General features: G+C 72.1%; 14 protein-coding genes and 1 tRNA gene. 5 read left to right on the forward strand and 10 right to left on the reverse strand.

Annotated elements, in window-relative coordinates:
• Positions 1 to 5 precede the first annotated feature (5 nt).
• The 3 genes from AB0C03_RS10235 to AB0C03_RS10245 form a co-directional block, all read right to left on the reverse strand.
• On the reverse strand, positions 6 to 1,655 hold the full coding sequence (locus tag AB0C03_RS10235; RefSeq protein ID WP_357635933.1) for a serine/threonine-protein kinase: 1,650 nt from the start codon (positions 1,653 to 1,655) through the stop codon (positions 6 to 8).
• Between the two features lie 78 nt (positions 1,656 to 1,733).
• Complete coding sequence (locus tag AB0C03_RS10240; protein ID WP_357635937.1) at positions 1,734 to 2,324, reverse strand: hypothetical protein; 591 nt, start codon at positions 2,322 to 2,324, stop codon at positions 1,734 to 1,736.
• Between the two features lie 62 nt (positions 2,325 to 2,386).
• The gene (locus AB0C03_RS10245) at positions 2,387 to 3,160 is read right to left on the reverse strand and encodes an enoyl-CoA hydratase/isomerase family protein (protein WP_210864837.1); all 774 of its coding nucleotides are present in this window, start codon (positions 3,158 to 3,160) and stop codon (positions 2,387 to 2,389) included.
• A 156-nt stretch (positions 3,161 to 3,316) separates the two neighbouring features.
• Between AB0C03_RS10245 and AB0C03_RS10250 the strand changes: the two genes are divergently transcribed.
• Positions 3,317 to 3,847: a hypothetical protein gene (locus tag AB0C03_RS10250; protein ID WP_210864838.1), complete on the forward strand. Its 531-nt coding sequence runs from the start codon at positions 3,317 to 3,319 to the stop codon at positions 3,845 to 3,847.
• Here AB0C03_RS10250 and AB0C03_RS10255 read toward each other — a convergent pair.
• From AB0C03_RS10255 to AB0C03_RS10270, 4 genes are all read right to left on the reverse strand, one after another.
• Positions 3,844 to 4,488, reverse strand: coding sequence for a histidine phosphatase family protein (locus AB0C03_RS10255; RefSeq protein ID WP_210864839.1), 645 nt, complete (start codon positions 4,486 to 4,488; stop codon positions 3,844 to 3,846). The genes AB0C03_RS10250 and AB0C03_RS10255 overlap by 4 nt on opposite strands.
• A gap of 68 nt (positions 4,489 to 4,556) precedes the next feature.
• On the reverse strand, positions 4,557 to 5,228 hold the full coding sequence (locus AB0C03_RS10260; RefSeq protein ID WP_210864840.1) for a DUF998 domain-containing protein: 672 nt from the start codon (positions 5,226 to 5,228) through the stop codon (positions 4,557 to 4,559).
• 10 nt (positions 5,229 to 5,238) lie between these two features.
• Positions 5,239 to 5,658, reverse strand: a complete 420-nt coding sequence (locus AB0C03_RS10265) for a VOC family protein (protein ID WP_030327852.1) — start codon at positions 5,656 to 5,658, stop codon at positions 5,239 to 5,241.
• A gap of 35 nt (positions 5,659 to 5,693) precedes the next feature.
• Positions 5,694 to 6,095 (reverse strand): helix-turn-helix domain-containing protein, encoded by a 402-nt coding sequence (locus AB0C03_RS10270; RefSeq protein WP_030327853.1) that lies wholly within the window; start codon positions 6,093 to 6,095, stop codon positions 5,694 to 5,696.
• Between the two features lie 129 nt (positions 6,096 to 6,224).
• Here AB0C03_RS10270 and AB0C03_RS10275 point away from each other — a divergent pair, with 129 nt between their 5' ends.
• Positions 6,225 to 6,881, forward strand: a complete 657-nt coding sequence (locus tag AB0C03_RS10275; protein ID WP_247680198.1) for a type 1 glutamine amidotransferase domain-containing protein — start codon at positions 6,225 to 6,227, stop codon at positions 6,879 to 6,881.
• Positions 6,882 to 7,041: 160 nt separating this feature from the next.
• On the opposite strand, the gene AB0C03_RS10280 is transcribed toward AB0C03_RS10275, so the two are convergent.
• Positions 7,042 to 7,118 (reverse strand) — tRNA-Thr (locus AB0C03_RS10280).
• Positions 7,119 to 7,458: 340 nt separating this feature from the next.
• Here AB0C03_RS10280 and AB0C03_RS10285 point away from each other — a divergent pair.
• Both AB0C03_RS10285 and AB0C03_RS10290 read left to right on the forward strand, forming a co-directional pair.
• Positions 7,459 to 8,550, forward strand: a complete 1,092-nt coding sequence (locus AB0C03_RS10285) for an ABC transporter ATP-binding protein (protein WP_030327855.1) — start codon at positions 7,459 to 7,461, stop codon at positions 8,548 to 8,550.
• Between the two features lie 169 nt (positions 8,551 to 8,719).
• On the forward strand, positions 8,720 to 9,319 hold the full coding sequence (locus AB0C03_RS10290; protein WP_357635944.1) for a hypothetical protein: 600 nt from the start codon (positions 8,720 to 8,722) through the stop codon (positions 9,317 to 9,319).
• Positions 9,320 to 9,370: 51 nt separating this feature from the next.
• Here the strand turns inward: AB0C03_RS10290 and rlmB are convergent, their stop codons facing one another.
• Together rlmB and cysS are read right to left on the reverse strand one after the other, a co-directional pair.
• A complete protein-coding gene (rlmB, locus tag AB0C03_RS10295; RefSeq protein WP_030327857.1) occupies positions 9,371 to 10,501 on the reverse strand; it encodes a 23S rRNA (guanosine(2251)-2'-O)-methyltransferase RlmB in 1,131 nt (376 codons plus the stop codon).
• A complete protein-coding gene (cysS, locus tag AB0C03_RS10300; RefSeq protein WP_210858031.1) occupies positions 10,501 to 11,916 on the reverse strand; it encodes a cysteine--tRNA ligase in 1,416 nt (471 codons plus the stop codon). Before cysS ends, rlmB begins: the two co-directional genes overlap by 1 nt.
• Positions 11,917 to 12,273: 357 nt before the next feature.
• On the opposite strand from cysS, the gene AB0C03_RS10305 reads away from it, so the two are divergent.
• Positions 12,274 to 12,933 (forward strand): IclR family transcriptional regulator, encoded by a 660-nt coding sequence (locus AB0C03_RS10305; RefSeq protein WP_210858038.1) that lies wholly within the window; start codon positions 12,274 to 12,276, stop codon positions 12,931 to 12,933.
• The last annotated feature ends 407 nt before the right edge of the window (positions 12,934 to 13,340 follow it).

Consider the following 13,340-nt stretch of genomic DNA (forward strand, 5'->3'; position numbering starts at 1 on the left):
CCCGATCAGACGTCGCGTTCCTTGACCGTCGACCTCAGGTGGCCACCGGGGCACTGCACCCGGATCTCACTGCGGTGCTCGGTGGAGGTCAACCCGACAACGATCTGCTTCGCCGGCCCCGGGTCGTACGCCTCGGCCCGGAAGTCAGGCGCGAGCGTCACCGCGAGCACCTCGACCGTCTTCCCCACGCAGCGGACGGTGACCGTCCCGCCGCGTCCGGCGACGGGTACGCCAGCGCCGGGGGTGGGAGTCGGCGCGACCGTGGTCGGGGTCGGGGTCGGGACTCCAGTGGTGGCGGTCGGGCCTGGGGGCACTGTTCCGCCCGGACCGGTCGGGGGGCCGGTCCGGGCGGCGGTGGTGGTGCTCCTGGTCCGCGGTACGGCGGACGGCCCGACGTCGACCGGGTCGGTCGGCTCCTCGGTGCTGGGCATCCCCACCGTGGTCGTGCCCGGGCCGCTGCCGGCCGGCGCGGCGCCCTGTCCGGGCCGACGGTTGCTGGAGTCGCCGAGCGACCCGGCCAGCGCCACCGCGGCGATAACGGCCCCGCCGACGGTCAGGATGGCGCGGCCCCGACGCCACGGAGGACGCCGCACCGGCACCGCCGAGCCGCTGCTCGGCCTGGCGCTGCTCGGCTTGGCGCTGCCCGTCCCGGCGCTGGCCCTCCCGGCGTTGCTCGACGTCGCCGTCGCCGGATCGGCGCTGGTCGGATCGGCGCTGGTCGGACTGGCGCTGGTCGGACTGGCGCTGGTCGGACTGGCGCTGGTCGGACTGGCGCTGGTCGGACTGGCGCTGGTCGGACTGGCGCTGGTCGCCGTTGGTTCGACGGCGGCCACTGCGGGTGCGGCCGCGCTGGCGGCGGCGAGCAGGATGCGGGCCGCGTCGGCTGCCGACGGCCGGTCGGCGGGGTCGCGAGCCAGGCACCAGCGGTAGAGCCGGTGCACCTCGGGCGGCACGCCGTCGATCGGGGGCAGCGGGTCCGGCTCGACGTGGGTGTGCGCGCGGAGCATCCCGGTCTGCGCGTCGGCGGGCCAGGGCAGTCGGCCGGTGAGCACCCGGTGCAGCAGCAGGCCGAGGGCGTACACGTCGCTGGCCGGCAGCACCTCGCCGGCCAGCAACCGCTCCGGTGCCAGGTACGCCGGTGTGCCCAGCAGCCGCCCCTCGAAGTCGATCTCCGGCGCGCCGGCGGCTGCCGCGATGCCGAAGTCGAGCACCTTCGCCCCGGTCGGCGTGAGCATCACGTTGCTCGGCTTGATGTCGCGGTGCACCAACCCCTGCTCGTGCGCGGCGGCGAGCGCCGAGCCCACCTCGGCGCACACCCGCAACCCGGCGCGCGGCGGCAACGGACCGACCACCAACCGGTGTTCGAGGGTGTGACCGCCGAGCAACTCCATCACCACGAACGGGACCGCGACGCCCTCCAGCGTCGACTCGCCGTAGTCGTAGACGCTGGTGACATGCGGATGCGACAGCCGGGCCGCCGCCTTGGCCTCGCCCCGGATCCGCTGTCCGGCGTTGCTGTCCGAGGCGACCAGCACCTTCACCGCCACGTCCCGTTCGAGCACCTCGTCGTACGCCCGGTGCACCGCCGACATGCCGCCACTGCCGAGACGCTCCAGGAGCCGGTAGCGGCCCGCAAGCAACTGATCACGCTGCACGACGGACAGCCTGCCGTACCCACCCGGCGTGGGGCCACCCGGGATCGAGGTATCGCGATGATTGGACGCGGGCTTCGGCTATCGCCCGCCGAGATCCGGGTGGGCCCGCAGGAACGCCTCCCCCTGGCGGGCAGCCCGAAGGACCAGCACGATCAGGACGGCCCAGATCACCACCAGCAGCCCACCGATCACCACGTGGAACGGCGCGAACCCCAGGAACGCCTGACCGGCACCCGTCATCGCCAACCCGGCGATGACCAGCACGAACCAACGTTGGGCGATGGCCTGACGGGCCGTCTCCACGAGGAGGGCCGGGTCCTCGCCGGGCTCGGGTGTGCCGCGCCGAACCTGCCGTCCCAACCGTCGACGGCGCGACCAACTGAGCGTCGTCAGCGGCGACTGTCGACGGTTGGCGCGATACCGGCCGGTGCGTACGGCCCACACGATCGCCACGATCTCGACGCCCAGGCCGAGCAGACACAGGGCCGCGCCGAAGGTGCTCGCCCAGCGCGGCGGGTCGCCGTCGAAGATGCCGGTGTCCGCACCGCCCACCGCGCTGCCGATCACCAGCCCGCCGACCACCACGACCAGCAGCACGACGGCGAGAACCAGACCAGTTCGACGTCTTCCCCGTCCGGTGCGCTCCGGTGGCGTCGCCGGTGTGTCCATAGTGGCCCCCGATCACCGCTTGGAGCGGGGACTACCCATCGACGCGGGAAGCTGAAACGCGGTCAGTCGCCGGTCGGTGGTCGCCAGGCGAAGCGGGGCGTACGGCGTTCGGCGACGGCCGCGACACCCTCCCTGGCCTCGCCCGTGGTCGTCACCTTCCGGTGCCACCAGGCGATCCGCGCGGGTTCGGCCCGATCGTCGATGATCTCCTTGGCGGCGGCGATGCTCACCGGTGAACGCTGGGCGATGGTGGCGGTCAGCTCGTCCACCCGCGCGGCGAGTCGGTCGGCCGGCAGCACCTCGTCGACCAGGCCGATCCGCAGCGCCCGCTCGGCGTCGATCAGCTCGGCGGTGAACAGCAGATGCTTGGCGGCGGACGGACCGATCAGCCGGGCCAGCCGGCGCGTCGTCGGCGCCGGATAGACCAGCCCGAGCCGGGCCGGCGGTACGCCGAACCGGGCGTCGTCAGCGGCGATCCGCAGGTCGCAGGCGATCGCCAGCTGTGCCCCACCCCCGACGCAGGCGCCCCGGACGGCCGCGACCGTCGGCTTGGCGAATCGGGCCAGCCGTTCCTCGGCGGCCACCGCGATGCTGGTGTCACCGGCGTCCAACAGTTCGGCCAGGTCACCGAGGTCGGCACCGGCGCAGAAGGCGTCACCGGCACCGGTGAGCACCAACGCCCGTACGTCGGGGTCGGGCTCCAGCCGGTCGAGCAGTTCGGGGAGCTGACGCCACATGGCCGCGGTCATCGCGTTGCGCCGAGCCGGGTTGTGGATCACCACTGTCGCGACCGGTCCGGTCACCTCGACTGTCAACTCCGCATCCGACACGCCCACCTCCTCATCCGCTGGTCAATCTTGGACAGTTTCCGTTACGCGCTAACGGAAACTGTCCAAGATTGCCATAACCGAGCGAGGCACGGGATCGATGACGGCCCTCTGGAGGAGGCCCTCGACGGGGAACCGACGCTGCGGGCCGCGCGTCCGACGGGGATGAGAGCCACCTCGAGAACCGGCGTCACAGTCGCGCTACTGGTCGCCCTGCTGGCCGGGTGCACCAGCACCGACCGGGCCGGCACCGCCGGAAATCCTCCACCGGACACCCCCGCCCCGACGGCCACCGTCCCGACCGCCGGCACCTCAACGCCCGGCTCCACCCCCACGGCCGCCAGTGCCGCAGCCGCCCAGGTGACGCTGCGGAGTTCGGGCGGCTTCGCGGGCCGCGGCGACGTCGTGACCGTCGAGCCGGACGGTCGGTGGACCGCTGTGGACCGGGCCGGCAGCCGGCGCACCGGTCGGCTCACCCCCGCCGACCTGGGCAGCCTGACGGCTCTGGCCGCCGACCCCCGGCTCGCCGCCGAGGCGGGGCAACCGACCACCGCTACCAACTGCGCGGACGTGATGCACTACCGCCTCACCGTGGGCAGCACCGAAACCGGGTACGCCGACTGCCCGGCCGAGGGGCCTCCGCCGCCGGCTACGCAGGCCCTGGTCAAGCTGCTGCTGCGGGCCACCGGCACCTAGACCAGGTAGTCCGGGGGCAGGCCGGTGCCCCGCAACTCCGCCGGAAGGTGGGCGACGTCGTTGACGGCGATCAGGTTCGGCGGGCCGGAGGGGCTGTACCGGATCACGGTCAAACCCGCGTTGTGCGAGTTCAAGCCCAGCCACCGCTGCTCCGGCGCGTCGAGGGCGTGCCGCACCAGCCAGCCGATCAGAAAGGTGTGCGTCACGACCAGCTCGCGGACCGGCTCGTCACCGGCTGTCGCCCCGGTGACCGGACCGGCGAACCGCCGCACGGCCGCCGCCGTCACCTGCGGCCCGTCGACCCGCTGGGCCGCCGAGAACTGGGCCAGGAATGTCGCGTACGCGGGCGGCAGGTCGGTCGGGTCCGTGTCGTGTGGAAGGTGGTCACCGGCCAGCTCCGTCTCGTACACCGGAACATCGGGCAGTGACGTGGCGATCAGCGCGGCGGTCTGCGCGGCCCGGCGCAGCGGCCCGTGGTGGACGGCGGCGAACCGGCGGCCGCGCAGGCGTTCGCCGAGCAGGGTGGCCTGCTGCCGACCGCGCTCGGACAGGCCGGTGTCGGGCTCCTCGGCGGTTGAGCCGTTCAGCTCGGACAGGTCCTGCTCGGCGTGTCTGGTCAGGTACAGCAGTCGCGTCGCCATGGCTGACACCTCAACACACCGGGAGGCACGGTCGCGACCCCGTGCCTCCCGGCCCCGCACACGTCGGTTCAGTCGGTCCGACCGGATGCCGCTCGCGCGAAGGTGACCGACACCCACAGCCAACCGGCCGACACCGCCAAGCCGAACGCCACCATTACCGCCGGTGCCGGCCGGACGATCAGCGTCACCCAGGCCACCGCGAAGAACACCCCGGTCACCAGGCTGTACGCGGCCCGACCGCGCGCCCCGTGCCGTGCGGCCCGACGGGCCGCCAGCACCGTCGCCGCGATCAGCGACCCGAAGGCGACCGCCGCCACCAGGAAGTGCAGGCCCCCGTGCCAACTGATCTCACCGGCACCCCGAGGCGTGCCGACCGGGAACCCGTCGGCCGGGTCGGCGCTGAAGATCGCCGCCCCGACCAGGCCCAGGCCGTACAGCGCGAGAAGTCGGGGCAGCCAGACCGACCGGTCACCGTCGCCGGCACGGCGGCGCAGCGCCCCGGCGGCCAGCACGCAGAGCACTCCGCTGACCAGGAACGTGACGATCTGGATCCAGCCCAGCTCGCCGGTGCTCAACACGCTCACCGGGTGCCGGCGAAAGTCGAAGCCGTCCCGGGTCGACGCCTGCGCGATCGCCGAGCCGGCGAAGATCGGGCCGGCGAGCATCCCGCCGATCAGCAGTGCCCGGTCCCGGCCGACAGCCGCCGGCCGGACCAGTGGAAGAGACGCGGCCTGACTCATCGTCCGCCCCCTACGCCCGCGGGAACATCTGGCCGATGCGGATCTTGTTTCCGAACGGGTCCCGGATGCCGAAGTCGATCCCGTACGGACGCTCGGTCGGCTCGTCGGTGATCTCGACGCCCTTCGCCACCAGATCCTCGTGCGTCTTGCGGGCGTCGTCGGTGGTCATGAAGAGGTACCCGCCGAGGGCACCCTTGGTGAGCAGCTCGCGGACCTGCTCGGCGGTGGCCGGGTCCAGCGCGGGCGGCCCCGGCTTCTCCAGCAGGATCTCCCGCTCCGGGTCGCCGGGCAGGTTGACGGTCAACCACCGCATGAAACCGAGGTCCTGGTCGGTGTTGACCTCCATGCCGAGTTTGTTGACGTAGAAGTCAAGCGCGGCGTCCTGGTCGAGGACGTAGATCTGGGAGCGGCTGATCGCGTTCATCGTCATGCCCATGACGCTAGAGGTTGGGCGTGACCTGCGGCTTATCCAAAACTGCTGGGTCGGGTCCAGGCTTTGGTGAAGCACGACGGCACGTTGGCCGGCGCGACGCGCTGACGCCGGAAATCCGTGGGCGACTCGCCGACGATCTGCCGGAACGTCCGGCTGAACGTGCCGAGGCTGCCGAAGCCGACGGCGTAACAAATATCCGTCACGTCCCGGTCGGTCTCCACCAACAACGCCATCGCCCGCTCCACCCGGCGGCGTTGCAGGTAGCGGTGCGGAGTCTCGCCGAAGGTGGCCCGGAAGGTACGGATGAAGTGCGCCTCGGAGACGAGCGCGATCCGGGCCAACGCCGGGATGTCCAGGGGCTCGGCGTACGCCCGGTCCATCGCGTCCCGGGCGCGCAGCATCGCCCGGTTCGACTCCTCCACCGCGCGACTCATCGGCCCCCGCCTCGCTCGCCCGTTGCCGGGCCCAGGCTACCGCCGACCCGGTGAGCCGGCGTTCAAACCCGTCTCCGTTGTGACATCGGCCTATGGCCGGGACGGACCGGCCACGCCAGCATGGAGGGCATGACTCGTGCACTCATCGCCCTGACCAGTCACTCCGAGCTGGGCCGCACCGGCCGTTCGACCGGCTACTACGTCGGCGAGGCCGCCGAGCCGTGGGAGGTGTTCCGGGCCGCCGGCTACGACGTCGACCTGGTGTCCGTGGCCGGCGGCGAGCCGCCGGTAGACGGCCGGGACGAGAACGACAGCACCCAGAACGACTTCCTCGCCACCGCCGGCGTCGCGGACACCCCGAGGGCCGCCGACGTCGACCCGGCGGGGTACGACGCGATCCTCTTCGCCGGCGGTCACGGCACCATGTGGGACTTCCCCGACGACCTCGACCTGGCCCGCATCGCCCGCTCGGTCTACGAGCGCGGCGGCGTGGTGGCGGCCGTCTGCCACGGTCCGGCGGCGTTGGTGAACCTGACCCTCACCGACGGCTCCCGGCTGCTCGCCGGCAAGCGGGTGGCCGGCTTCACCAACAGCGAGGAGGCCTCCGTCGGCCTCACCGACGAGGTGCCTTTCCTTCTCGCCGACAAGCTCACCGAGGCTGGCGCGCAGCACGTACCGGCACCGGACTTCACTGAGCACGCGGTGGTCGACGGCCGCCTGGTGACCGGTCAGAACCCACAGTCCGCCCGCGCCGTGGCCGCGGCCGTGGTGAAGCTGCTCGCCTGAGCGCCGGTCGGATCCGGTAGTCGTCTGGCGGGCCGGTGGCACGCAGCTCGGGCGGCAGGCGGGAAGGCCCGCGGCAAGCTCGACGGGAAACTGTCGTGAGTGCCGCTGCTGTCAACTGGTCGACTCGTGGCAGTGCCCATCGGGAAATGCCTGATGGAATTGGAGCCCCCGGCCGGGATCGAACCGGCGACATCTCGCTTACAAGGCGAGTGCTCTGGCCAGCTGAGCTACAGGGGCGCGTGCGTCGAGGTCAGCATAGCGACTGACGTCCGGATATCCCGATCGCGAGGCCTCCCGACCACGGGAATCGTCAACAACCCGACGCACACCGGTTCGCCGTGGCGTCGATTGATGTCTGACCGTGCCCGAGTGACCGGAATGCGTAGCCCGCCTGGTGGGCTCGGCGGCCCCCCGCCTTGGCAGCACGGGTAAACGCGTTTACGGTTCACTCACACGGACGACGACCGGGCGCCCCCGCGACCGGGCCGCCGTCCGTTGACCGGCACGGACACGTGCCGGTTGCTCCTTCACTCGGATCGTCCGGCACGTTCCTGCCGGTGAAAGGAAGCGCTTCACCATGGCTACGGTCACCTATTCCAAGGCGTCCCGGATCTACCCGGGCCAAGAGCGTCCCGCCGTCAACGAGCTGAACCTCGAGATCGGCGACGGGGAGTTCCTCGTCCTGGTCGGTCCCTCCGGTTGCGGTAAGTCCACCAGCCTGCGGATGCTCGCCGGCCTGGAGGACGTGGACGCCGGTTCGATCTACATCGACCAGCGTGACGTCACCCACCTCCCCCCGAAGGCCCGCGACATCGCGATGGTCTTCCAGAACTACGCCCTCTACCCGCACATGACGGTGTACGAGAACATGGCGTTCGCGCTGAAGCTGCGCAAGACCTCCAAGTCGGAGATCGACCGGCGGGTCAAGGAGGCGGCCGGGCTGCTCCAGTTGGAGGAGTACCTCAGCCGTAAGCCGAAGGCGCTCTCCGGTGGTCAGCGCCAGCGTGTCGCGATGGGCCGGGCGATCGTCCGCGAGCCGCAGGTCTTCCTCATGGACGAGCCGCTGTCGAACCTCGACGCCAAGCTCCGGGTGCAGACCCGTACCCAGATCGCGTCCCTGCAGGCCAAGCTGGGCGTCACCACCGTCTACGTCACGCACGACCAGGTCGAGGCCATGACCATGGGTCACCGGGTCGCGGTGCTGCTCGACGGTGTCCTGCAGCAGGTGGACACCCCGCGGGCGCTCTACGACACCCCGGCCAACGTGTTCGTCGCCGGCTTCATGGGCTCTCCCGCCATGAACATCAAGACCGTTCCGCTGAACGAGCGGGGCGCCGAGTTCGCCGAGCTGAACATCCCGCTGACCCGGGAGCAGGTTGAGGCGGCCCGCGCCGAGGGTGGCGACGGCAAGGTCACCGTGGGCTTCCGCCCGGAGGACTGCGAGCTGGTCAGCCCGACCGAGGGCGGCATGCCGGTCGTGGTCGAGCTGGTCGAGGACCTCGGTTCGGACGCCAACGTCTACGGCCACGCCGCGCTGGGTGGCAACTCGGAGCGCTTCGTCGTCCGCACCGACCGGCGCAACATGCCGAACATGGGTGACACCGTGTTCGTCAAGCCGGTCGCCGGTCGCAGCCACGTCTTCCACGCCGCCACCGGCAGCCGGATCTGACGTAACGCCGTACCGAAAGGGGCGGTCCGCTTCGGCGGGCCGCCCCTTTCGTCATACCGGCGGTGGCGCCTCACCCCCGGGAGCCAGCGCGCAGGTGGCTCTTCGGGGTGACTCGGCACGGCTGGCCGTTCCCCTACCGTCACGGCAACCCCGAACCGGAGGACGTGCCGTGCCGACCGATCTCGCCCGACCCGCTGCCCACCAGCCGACCGCCCGTTCCCGGCCGTACCAGGTGGTTCGCCTGGCCGGCCGGAACCTCGCCTACTGCGCGACGCTGGTCCCGGTCGCCGTCCTCACGTTGGTGACCGCCCCGCTGGGCGGAGCCGACGCCGCCGTCACACGCTGGCGAGCCCTGCGTACCGGACTGCTCGGGATGCCACCGACGGCCGTGCCCGGCCGGCGGCCCGGCACCGTCGCGGTGCTCGGCCACGCGCTGCTCAGCCTGCTGGTGGGTGCCATTGCCCTGCTGCCACTCGGCGTGCAGCTGCTGATGGTGCTGCGGGGTGTGCTGTACGGCCTGGTGGACCCGGGGCCGTACGACAACTCCTGGGGTGGTCCGACCCGGGCCGGCGCCTGGTTGGCGCACTTCCTGGTCGGCCTGCCGATGGCCGCCGCCGGGCTGGCCGCCCTGATCGGCATCGCCGCCGTGCACCAGCGGCTGACCCGACGCCTGGAGGGCGAGCGCGGCCCGCTCTGGTTGCTCCCGACAGTGCTGCTGATGGCGTTTGCCGGGGCGCTGCTCTTCGTCGCGTGGACCCGGCAGATCTGAGCACGAAGGCCCCTCCCGCGCGCGGCGGAAAGGGGCCTTCGTGGACGTGCGCTACATCTCGACGGAGCGCCGACGGGCGACCTCGGCCAGGGCGACCGCCGCCGCCACGCTGGCGTTGAGCGACTCGACCTCGGAGATCATCGGGATGCTGACGGTCAGGTCGCAGGTCTCCCCGACCAGGCGGGACAGGCCGCGCCCCTCGGAACCGACAACCACCACCAGCGGGCCGACAGCGGCCTCCAGGTTGTAGAGGTCGGTGTCGCCGTCGGCGTCCAGGCCGACAACCATGAAGCCGGCGTCGCGGCACGCCTTCAGCGACCGGGTCAGGTTGGTCACCTGCGCCACGGGAACCCGCGCGGCCGCGCCGGCACTGGTCCGCCAGGCGGTCGCGGTGATCCCGGCGGCACGACGCTCCGGTACGAAGACACCCTGCGCGCCGAACGCGGCAGCCGACCGGATCACGGCGCCCAGGTTGCGCGGGTCGGTGACACCGTCCAGCGCGACCAGCAGCGGAGCCTGCTGCTCAAGGGCGGCGGCGACCATGTCCTCGAACGGCTGGTACGCGAAGGGCGGCACCTGCAGACCGACGCCCTGGTGCAGCACCCCGCCGGTCATCCGGTCCAGCTCGGCGCGGCTGATCTCCAGGTTGGCGATGCCCCGGTCGGCGGCGGTCCGGATGATCTCGTTGACCCGGTCGTCCATGTCGATGCCCTGGGCGGTGTAGAGCGCCGTCGCCGGCACGTTGGCGCGCAGCGCCTCCAGCACCGGGTTACGCCCGACCAGCAGCTCAGGGGTGTCCTTGGACGGGTTGGACTTGCGCCCCGGCGTCACCCGGGGGCCGGACCGCCCGGTGGGCTTGCCGCCCCGCCCGCCGGTGGCACCCCGACCGGCCGGCACCCCCCGACCGCCGCCCCGGCCCCAGGTGGTGTCCTTGCTGCCGGGCTGCCCGATCTTGGGGGCTCGCCCCTCCTCGGCTGCCGCGCGGCGCTCCTTGTCCTGCTTCCAGGCGGTGCGCTGGGGCAGCTTCTCGGTGCCCGAGTAGCCCTTGTGCCACGGCCGCTCGTCAGCGGGCAGGGTGCGACCCCGGCCCGCCAACGAGTCCTTGTTCTTGCCACCAGAGCCCTTGGGGGCGGTCGCCTTCGACGTCAGTCGCCGGCCACGGCGCTGCGAGTTGCCGGCCATCAGTCCTGCTCTCCAATAGTCCAACGGGGGCCCTGGGGGGTGTCCTCGACCACCACGCCGGCCAGCTTGAGCTGGTCACGCACCGCGTCCGCGGCGGCCCAGTCCTTGCGGCCCCGCGCCTGCGCACGCTGCTCCAGGGCCAGCGCGATCAGGGAGTCCACCACCGCACGAAGATCGTCCGATGGGCCGCCGCCGGTCCAGGCCGGGTCGAGAGGGTCGATCCCGAGGATATCCAGCATTGCCCGCACCACGGCCAGCGTGGTGCGGACGGTCACATCGTCGCCGGCGCTCAGGGCGGTGTTGCCGTCCCGAATGTGCTGTTGCAGCACGGCCAGCGCGGCGGACGTGTTGAGGTCGTCGTTCATCGCCGCGACGAAGCCCGCCGGCAGCTCACCGAGCTGCCCGGCACCGACCCGCTCGGCGGCCCGCTGCACGAAACCCTCGATCCGTCGGTACGCGGTGGCCGCGTCCCGCAGCGAATCCTCCGAGTAGTCGATCACCGAGCGGTAGTGCGCGGCGGCGTAGTAGTAGCGCAGCTCCACCGGCCGCACCCCGAGCGAGTCCACGTACGCCAGGCCCAACGCGTTACCAGCGGACTTGCCCATCTTGGCCCCGCCGATGCTCAACAGCCCGTGGTGCACCCAGTACCGGGCGAACGGCAACCCGGCCGCCTTGGACTGGGCGATCTCGTTCTCGTGGTGCGGGAACGTCAGATCCAGGCCACCGCCGTGAATGTCGAACTCCGGGCCGAGATAGCGCCAGCACATCGCCGAGCACTCGATGTGCCAACCCGGACGGCCCAACCCCCACGGCGACGGCCAGTAGGCGTCCGCCGGCTCGTCCGGTTTGGCGCCCTTCCACAGCGCGAAGTCGCGCGGATCCCGCTTGCCCCGATCCGGGGCGTCCCCGGCGGACTGCATGGCGTCCGGAGACTGACCCGACAGCGACCCGTACGCCGGCCAGGACGCCACGTCGAAGTAGACGTCGCCCGAGCCGTCACTCGCCGGGTACGCATGCCCGTCGGCGATCAACTTCGTGATCAGCTCGTGCATCTCGGGGATGTGCCCGGTGGCGCGCGGCTCATAGGTGGGCGGCAGCACGTTCAACGACCGGTACGACTGGGCGAGCAGCAACTCGTTGGCGTACGCGATCGACCAGAACGGACGCCCCTGCTCGCCCGCCTTGACCAGAATCTTGTCGTCGATGTCGGTCAGATTGCGAATGAAGGTGACCTCGTAGCCGGCGGCCATCAACCAACGACGCAGCACGTCATAGTTGACCCCGGAACGAAGGTGACCGATGTGCGGCGGAGCCTGAAGGGTGAGACCACACAGGTAAACCCCCACCTTGCCGGCTTCCCGCGGGACGAAGTCCCGCACCGATCGGGTGGCAGTGTCATACAGGCGTAGCGTCACCGTACAAGGGTAGCTGTCCGCGCCTGTCCGAGTCGGCCGGTGCCGGGTCGTACGCTGCCAGGCGTGGATGCGACCGCACGCTCCGGTGGCTCCGGTGACCTGCCAGCCAACCCCACCGCCCCCGCCCCCGATTCGGCTGACGCCGACGCGAGGCGACCCGACGCGGCTGCGGGGCCGCCCCCGACCGGCGCAAGGCGGGCCGACGCGGGCCCGGGGCGGGCCGACGCGGGCGCGGGACCGGCTCCCACCGGCGCTGGGCGGGCCGATGCGGGCGCGGGGCGGGCCGATGCGGGCGCGGGGCGGGCCGATGCGGGCGCGGGGCGGGCCGACGCTGTTGCCCCGCCGTCCGGCGCGGGCCTGGGGCGGGCCGACGGGGTTGCCGGGCGGGGCGGGGAGACGTCGCAGACGCTGGACCGGGGGTTGCGGCTGCTGCACCTGGTCGCCGAGGCGCCTGGGGGTCTGACCGTCACCGAGGCCGCGAATCGGCTCGGCATCGGCCGGGCAGCCGTCTACCGGCTGGTCAGTGCGTTGACCGGGCACGGCATGCTGCGCCGCGACGATGAGGGTCGGCTGCGCCTGGGGGCCGGGTTGTTGCACCTGGCCCGGCGGGCCCAGCCGCTGCTCGCCGAGGGTGCGCTGCCCGCGCTGCGTCGCCTCGCCGAGCAGGCCGGCGCCACCGCCCACCTGACCGTCGTCGAAGGTGGAGAGGGTGTCGCCCTGGCCGTGGTGGAGCCGAGCTGGACGTCGTTCCACGTCGCGTACCGGGCCGGGGCGCGGCATCCACTGGACCGGGGAGCGGCGGGCCGGGCGATCCTGGCCGGGCGAGCCGGGGTGGCAGAGGCGGTCAGCAGCAGCGGAGAGTTGCAGGCCGGGGCGTACGGGGTGGCCGCACCGGTGCTCGACGTACCCGGGCTGGAGGCCAGCGTCGGCGTGGTCGCGCTCGCCCCGCTGGACGTCGACACGATCGGCCCTCAGGTGCTGGCCGCCGCCCGAGCCATCACCACCGCCCTCAGCTGACCCCGGCTCGCCGGCCAGGATCGCCCGGCCTCGGGCGTGATCGACTCGGGTTCACGGAAGTCGCGGTATCCCATGGCCAACGACCGCCCGACTTTCAGGAACGCGAGTGGATCGTCGCCCATCAGCGGCCCCGGGTGCCTCATCGGTCGGTGGGATCCGGTCGGTGACTCCTCAGTCGATGGACATGGCCGGTGACTCCTCGGTCGGCGGATATGGCCGGTTGCCATAGCACGATCGGCAGGCGGAGTCGCCGTTGTCCACAGGTCCGGCGGCAGGTGCAGGCCGGGTTGTCCACAGGGGTTTCGAGGGCCGCTCGGTGGTCGGCAGTCTGCTCGGTATGCCACCACGTCCGCATCGCCCCGATGCCCTGACCTGGCAGGTCTTCCGCGGCTCCGACGCTGTCCGGG

The organism is Micromonospora parva (genome assembly GCF_040649675.1).
GTDB classification, from domain to species: domain Bacteria; phylum Actinomycetota; class Actinomycetes; order Mycobacteriales; family Micromonosporaceae; genus Micromonospora; species Micromonospora parva.

What these genes read in the sequence shown, in the direction of transcription:
- AB0C03_RS10240 (WP_357635937.1), bottom strand. Translation starts at nt 2,324, where the DNA reads ATGGACACACCGGCGACGCCACCGGAGCGCACCGGACGGGGAAGACGT.
- AB0C03_RS10250 (WP_210864838.1), top strand. Translation starts at nt 3,317, where the DNA reads ATGAGAGCCACCTCGAGAACCGGCGTCACAGTCGCGCTACTGGTCGCC.
- AB0C03_RS10255 (WP_210864839.1), bottom strand. Translation starts at nt 4,488, where the DNA reads ATGGCGACGCGACTGCTGTACCTGACCAGACACGCCGAGCAGGACCTG.
- AB0C03_RS10260 (WP_210864840.1), bottom strand. Translation starts at nt 5,228, where the DNA reads ATGAGTCAGGCCGCGTCTCTTCCACTGGTCCGGCCGGCGGCTGTCGGC.
- AB0C03_RS10265 (WP_030327852.1), bottom strand. Translation starts at nt 5,658, where the DNA reads ATGACGATGAACGCGATCAGCCGCTCCCAGATCTACGTCCTCGACCAG.
- AB0C03_RS10270 (WP_030327853.1), bottom strand. Translation starts at nt 6,095, where the DNA reads ATGAGTCGCGCGGTGGAGGAGTCGAACCGGGCGATGCTGCGCGCCCGG.
- AB0C03_RS10275 (WP_247680198.1), top strand. Translation starts at nt 6,225, where the DNA reads ATGACTCGTGCACTCATCGCCCTGACCAGTCACTCCGAGCTGGGCCGC.
- AB0C03_RS10285 (WP_030327855.1), top strand. Translation starts at nt 7,459, where the DNA reads ATGGCTACGGTCACCTATTCCAAGGCGTCCCGGATCTACCCGGGCCAA.
- rlmB (WP_030327857.1), bottom strand. Translation starts at nt 10,501, where the DNA reads ATGGCCGGCAACTCGCAGCGCCGTGGCCGGCGACTGACGTCGAAGGCG.